This window comes from Nocardiopsis nanhaiensis (genome assembly GCF_054778635.1).
In genome coordinates this window covers 137,393-143,392 of the sequence record NZ_BAAGZJ010000007.1, presented here as the reverse complement: position 1 = coordinate 143,392, position 6,000 = coordinate 137,393, and the positions used below count along the sequence as shown (strand labels likewise).

At 69.7% G+C, this 6,000-nt stretch carries 6 protein-coding genes; 3 read left to right on the top strand and 3 right to left on the bottom strand.

Annotated elements, in window-relative coordinates; genetic code table 11:
- A partial coding sequence (locus tag ACYVD1_RS05385; RefSeq protein ID WP_460768585.1) for an HNH endonuclease signature motif containing protein occupies positions 1-602 on the top strand: 602 nt, incomplete at its 5' end.
- Positions 603-1,148: 546 nt separating this feature from the next.
- Here the strand turns inward: ACYVD1_RS05385 and ACYVD1_RS05380 are convergent.
- The 3 genes from ACYVD1_RS05380 to ACYVD1_RS05370 all read right to left on the bottom strand — a co-directional run bounded on the left by ACYVD1_RS05380 (position 1,149) and on the right by ACYVD1_RS05370 (position 3,661).
- Complete coding sequence (locus ACYVD1_RS05380) at positions 1,149-1,994, bottom strand: SGNH/GDSL hydrolase family protein (protein ID WP_460768583.1); 846 nt, start codon at positions 1,992-1,994, stop codon at positions 1,149-1,151.
- Positions 1,995-2,292: 298 nt separating this feature from the next.
- Positions 2,293-2,664 (bottom strand): GNAT family N-acetyltransferase, encoded by a 372-nt coding sequence (locus tag ACYVD1_RS05375; protein WP_460768581.1) that lies wholly within the window; start codon positions 2,662-2,664, stop codon positions 2,293-2,295.
- A 271-nt stretch (positions 2,665-2,935) separates the two neighbouring features.
- Complete coding sequence (locus ACYVD1_RS05370; protein ID WP_460768577.1) at positions 2,936-3,661, bottom strand: SDR family NAD(P)-dependent oxidoreductase; 726 nt, start codon at positions 3,659-3,661, stop codon at positions 2,936-2,938.
- A 168-nt stretch (positions 3,662-3,829) separates the two neighbouring features.
- Between ACYVD1_RS05370 and ACYVD1_RS05365 the strand changes: the two genes are divergently transcribed.
- Both ACYVD1_RS05365 and ACYVD1_RS05360 read left to right on the top strand, forming a co-directional pair.
- Positions 3,830-4,249 (top strand): hypothetical protein, encoded by a 420-nt coding sequence (locus tag ACYVD1_RS05365; RefSeq protein ID WP_460768575.1) that lies wholly within the window; start codon positions 3,830-3,832, stop codon positions 4,247-4,249.
- Positions 4,250-4,586: 337 nt separating this feature from the next.
- Complete coding sequence (locus ACYVD1_RS05360; RefSeq protein WP_460768573.1) at positions 4,587-5,843, top strand: MFS transporter; 1,257 nt, start codon at positions 4,587-4,589, stop codon at positions 5,841-5,843.
- Positions 5,844-6,000: the final 157 nt, after the last annotated feature.

Sequence of the window (6,000 nt, the reverse complement as noted above, 5' to 3'; positions counted from 1 at the left end):
GGCAGGCCGAAGACGGCAAGGGCAGCAAGGGCGGTCAGGGTCGCAAGCGTGCTGCGGTGGCGATGATCAACATCATGGTGCCCCTGCCCACCTTCCTCGGCCTCCAGAACCAGACCGAGGGTGCGGGCCCGGCGATGACCCAGGACGGGCAGGTGGTCTCCATGGCCGCGATCCGTGCCCTGGCCCCCAACAGCGTGCTGCGCCGGATGATCACCTCCCCCAAGGGCGACCGGGTGCTGGACGTGGGCCGCACCCAGCGCGATGCCACGGGTGCTCTGCGGGATGCGGGGATGTTCGGCCACACCACCTGCGCCTGGCCCCAGGGGTGCAACTTCCCGGCCAGCGGGTCGGAGGCCGACCACAAGCAGAGCTTCTCGGCCGGTGGGTCCACCAGTGCGGACAACATTCAGCCGCTCTGCTCGGACCATAACCGGTTGAAGTACCGCAGGGAGACCAACCCCGAGCAGTCCACCTGGCAGGGCCGCCCCTCCCACCGCAACCGGGGCAACAAGAACAAGGGGGAGAACTCGGGTGGAGGTAAGGACCCGCCCGCAGACCCCGATCCAACCCCCACACCCACCCGCACACCCGAGGAGCGGTAACCACCCGCCAAGGCCCAACCGCCCCACGCCCCCATGCCCTGGCTCCCCGGCGCCCTCCCGAAGGGGTTCGCGCTGCCCACAGTGACCGGCCGCGACACCCGGCCCGTCAACGCTCCGGCGCAGTGGCCCACCGGCCGCAAGGCCGTGCTGTTCGGGGTTCGGGGTCCGCAGCCCAGAATGACCGGCCGCGACACCGCCAGGCGTCAACGCTCCGGCGCAGGGGCAGGCATCGGCCGCCAGGCCGACGCAATTATCGGGCGGAGCCCGAGTTTGTCCCGCTCAGGCCTCGACCACCCGTCCCCCTTTCCCGATAGCCGCCCACCCGCCGTCGTAGCGAAGCGGGTCAAGGTGGAGCGCCACTGACGCGCGAAGCGCTCGATGGCGACGACCTTGACGCGCGCAGCGGAGACGGCCACAATCACGCGGCGGGAAAGGAGGACACCCCAAACCAACAGGGGCACCCCCCACCAGAACAGGCAACCCCAACTCCCACCCCAAGGGCACCCCTCATCAACCCAGGGACCCTGCCAGGCCAGACCCGACGGGTCAGAGCTCTTCACCAGACGAGTCTGGGATGCCCACAGCCTCCGCGATGGCCGTGCCGAAGGCCTCCATCCCCTGGGCATTGGGGTGCAGCGGGGCGGCGACGCTGCTGGGGATCAGGCCCTCCAGGTAGCGCTCCCCCGACGGGGCGCACACGTCGTGGCCTTCGCTGACGGCCGCGAGGTCGACGTAGGTGCCACCATGCGCGACGGCCTGACGCTCCAACACGTCGTTGAGGTTGTCGACCGAACCCTGGATGTAGTCGGCGTCCCGGCCCCACATGGGCTGTGCTGGCCAGCAGCCTCCCTCTCGGAGGTAGGTCCCGTAACCCGCGACTACGATGTCGGCGTTGGGGGCGCGGTCTCGGATCTCCGTGAGCGCCTGGTCGAGTTCGGGTTCCCAAGCCTCGATGTCCTCAGCGAGCTCGTCTCCCCCGCCCTCGGTGAAGCGCTCCTCGCAGGAACTGCCGTGCGGTTCACGCAGGAGGTTCAGGCAGCCCAGGGTCGTCAGGACCAGGCTGTTGTCGTTACCGCCCACGGTGAGGGAGACCAGGTCGGTGTCCTCGCCCAGGGCGTCGTACTGGGGCGGCAGGAAGCCGTACTGCTCCCCGCTGAAGTCAGAGAGCTTGGCCCCCGAGCAGCTGACGTCGGTGAGGTCCGCGCCGAGCGCCTCCGATGCGACCTGGGGGTAGTTCCGGTCGGAGCGCAGGCACGCGATGTTGCGGTCCTGTTCGGGGATGAGGGGTCCGGCCGCGGCGGAATCACCGAGCGCGACGTAGTTGAGTGGTGCGGCCTCTGCTGGGGCTTCCTCGGCCTGGACGGGCGCCGTCGTAGCAACCCCAATACTCACAGTAGCCACTCCAGCCACGGCGATCCTGGTCAACCCTTGCTTTCCCACGGGGCCTCCGCTGTTTTTCGCTGTTCGCAACCCTGCATCACATGATGCGGGACGCTCCCCGCACGTGGGCTCCAGAGCCACCCGGGACCGCGGAGAGCGCCCCGCGACCGGCACCGAAACCGCAGGTGGTTCGGGGGAGCCGTCGAGGGAGCGCACGCCCCGCGCTCAGGCGGGCCCCGGGTGCGCCTCGGGCTCACCACCGGACTCCCCCCGCTCAACCGCAACGGGACGTGCTCAGTCCTCCATGCGCTTAGTCGAGGAGGAGCTCCCCGAGCACCTGACCGCCTAGGACATCCCCCGTCGGGCGGAAGCCCACGTTCAGGTAGAAGCCCTCCGGGCCCTCGCCACCGGGGATCCAGAGGACGGTAAGCCGGTTCTGGCCCCGGCGACGCGCCTCCTCCGCCACAGCATCGACGGCGAAGCGGCCGTAGCCCCTTCCCTGGTGTTCGGCGGAGACGTTCAGCCGCCAGAGGCCGCAGCGGAAGGCGTCGATCTCCGTGTCCGGGGCGAACCCGGCCATCACGAAGGCGACCACCTCGTGACCGTCCCGGACAAGCCGGGGCCAAGCGTTGCCGTCAGGGGCCGCGTAGGCCTCGGCCAGGGATCGTTCGACTGAGGCCACGAAACGCTCCTGGCTCGGGTGAACACGCACCTCACAGGCGGCATCAACGTTCTCTGAGGTGATCTTCTCAAGGCGAAGGACTGGGGGTGTGTTGTCCATGGAGGGAACCGTAGATCCCCGGGCCGAGCCGAAAAGCCGCCGCGGGTGTTCCCCTGCCATGGGCGCACGCGTCGCGGCGGTCGCCGCCCCTGGGTCACGGGCGCAGGGAACGCCCTCCTCAGCCCGGGCCAGGGGCCGGGCCGAAGAGAGCGCTCTCGCTCAGCACGTGGGATCAGCGCCCGGGAAGTGCCCCGCCGTTGACTCCCAGGACCTGACCGGTGGTCCATCCCGCCTCGGGTGAGGCGAGGAAGGCCACGACCGCAGCGACATCGTCGGGGGTACCCGCACGCCCGACCAGGGTCTCGGCGGTGAGTGTGTCGTGTCGGCCCGAGCGGCCCTCCATGGTGAAGAACTCGGTGTCCTGGACATAGCCGGGGGTGAGTGTGTTGACGGTGATCCCGTCGGGACCGCCCCGCTTGGCGAGGTCCAGCCCCCAGCCGCATAGCCCGGCCTTGGCCGCGGCGTAGGCGTCGCCGCCGCCCCGGTGCGCGGCGATGGAACTGATGTTGACGACCCTGCCTCCCGGGCGTTGGAAAGCAGGCCAGAGTGCCTGGGTCAGCATCATGGCGGACAGGAGGTTGGCGTCGATGGTGCGCCGGTAGATGTCGAAGGCGCCCTTCAGGTCGACCGGGGCTTCCTTGATGATCCCTCCGGCGTTGTTGACCAGGACGTCGACGGGCTCGGCGGAGAGCTGGTCGGCGGCGTCCAGGACCGCGTCCTCGTCGGTGAGGTCGACGGCCAGGGGGACGATCCGTAGGCCGACGTTGTCGGAGGCGACCCGCTCGAGGACCTCCTTGCGGCGGCCGAGGATGTGGACCTCTTCCCCGGCCGAGGCGAAGCGCTCGGCGATCGCCCGCCCCATGCCCGTTCCGCCTCCGGTGACGATGACTCTGCGCATGTGTTTCCTTCATCGCTGGGGTGATCGCGCGCAGGAAACCACGTCGCCGCCGGCGGGGCAACTCCGTTGGCGACACCCGGCGGACGCAACAGGACCCCGATGAATGCAACACGTAGCATTTTCATTACCCAAAGTAACATCATGCCGCCGAGTCGCCCTGGAGCTCCCATGAAATCGCCCGTCAGACCGCACCAGATGGCCCTGCGGATCGCCACCGGCGCGTCCATCCTCAACTCCGGGTTGGACAAGCGCGGGGCCGACGAGGACACCGCCGTGGGCCTGCACGGCATGGCCGTGGGCACGTACCCGTTCCTGGACAAGATCGACCCGGTCACCTTCACCAAACTCCTGTCCGCCGGGGAGATCGCCCTGGGTAGCGCACTGCTGGTGCCCCTCGTGCCGAACAAGCTCGCGGGCGCGGGGCTGAGCGCCTTCGCGTCCGGTCTACTCGGCCTCTACCTGCGCACACCCGGCATGCACAAGCCCGGGAGCCTGGCGCCCACCTCCGAGGGCCTGCCGCTGTCCAAAGACCTCTGGCTGCTCGGCGCCGGACTCGCCCTGGTACTGGAGCGCTGCGAACAGGACTGAGTCCCAGCGCTGGACCCCCACCCCGGCCCCGGAGCGAAAACCCTTCGCCCCGGGGCTTTCGCGTGTGTACCGTTCAGCTCTCAGCCAGCATCCTGCCCCCTACGGAGAGGACACCCGTGCCTACCACCACCGTGCGACCGGTCACCGCTCCTGCCCCGGCTCGGGGAAACCGGTAACACCCCTGCACACCGCCCGGCCCCGGGCCCGACAGACGGGGCCTCCGGGCTGACGTGGCAGGACATCCGAGAGCCCTCCGCTGAGGCGGGCCGGGCAGCCGAGCGCTGCCCCGTCCACGCGCCGATCGGCGCCTTCGCCATGCCTCAACGGGAGTCCTCCCATGTCCTCTTTCCGTGCGCCGTTCACGTGGCGCCCCGATGGCTCACCCTCCCTCGGTCCGGACTTCCTCCGGCTCTGGTGGTCCGCCGCCCTCACCAACCTCGGTGGCGGTTCCCTGCTCGCCGCCGGCCCTCTACTGGTCGCCGCCCTCACCGACTCGGCGGCGGTGGTCGCCGGTGCCGCCTTCGTGCAGATGCTGCCCACCCTGCTCTTCTCCCTCACCTCGGGCGCCCTCGTCGACCGGTGGTCCCGCCGGGCCGTCCTCGTCTCGGCCAACCTGGCGCGGGCCATAGTCCTGGCCGTGCTCGCCGCGGTGCTGCTCGCAGGGGTCCCACCCGTGTGGGTTCTGTACGCCGCGCTGTTCGTGCTGGGCGTCGCCGAGACCCTTGCCGCCCCCGCCTACGGTGCGATGGTGGTGTCGGTCGTACCCAGGGCCCTGCTCGGCCGGGCCAACGCCCGGTTGGCGCTGACCTTCTCCCTCAACAACCAGCTGCTCGGCCCTCCGCTGGGCGCCTTGATGTTCGGGGCCGCGTGGGCGTTCCCCTTCGGTTTCGACGCGATCGCCCACGTCATGGCCGCGCTGCTCGTCCTCCGCATCGCGGTACCGCCCGTGCCGAAGCCCGAAACCGGCGGAAAGGCCGGGGACGGTCAGCGAACCGCACTCCGGAGCGCGGTTCGGGACGGGCTGGCGTACGTGTGGCAGACGTCCGCGCTGCGCACGCTGTGCGCGTGCATCCTGGTCATGAACCTGACCGGGGTGGGCGCCTTCGCGATCTGGGTGGTCTACGCCCAGGAACGGCTGGGCTTGAGCGACACGCAGTTCGGGCTGTTCATCTCCGCGGGCGCGCTCGGCGGCCTGGTTGGCTCCGCGGTCTTCGAGTGGCTTGAGCCTCGGTTGGGCCTGGTGTTCCTGCTGCGGTGGGGTCTCGTGGTGGAAGCGCTCACCTACGCGGCTCTGGCGTTGGCCTCGAACGGCATCGTGGCGGGGGCCGTGATGGTGCTGTTCGGGGTGCACACGATGGTGTGGGGCACGGCCGCTGTGACGGTACGCCAGCGGGCCACTCCGGACCGCCTGCTCGGCCGGGTGGGAAGCGTGTACCGGTGGACCGACATCGGTGGTGCGGCGCTGGGCGCGCTCCTCGGCGGGATCCTCGCGGAGCACGTGGGCCTGTTGGCGCCGTTCTGGCTCGCCGCGGCATCCGTGGGTGCCCTGACCCTCGCCGTGTGGCGGCCCCTGGGTGTCGCCCGCCCGCTCTGACCGGACAGGGACCGATGCTACTGAATGGTCATTAATCTATTATCCACCTGGACATTCACAAAAGAGGACTGAGTTCCAGAATACAGAACTTCATATGGTGTTTACATATCACCATTGGAAGGTTACGGTTCTGGAAAGCGCACACCGGACTCGGCAC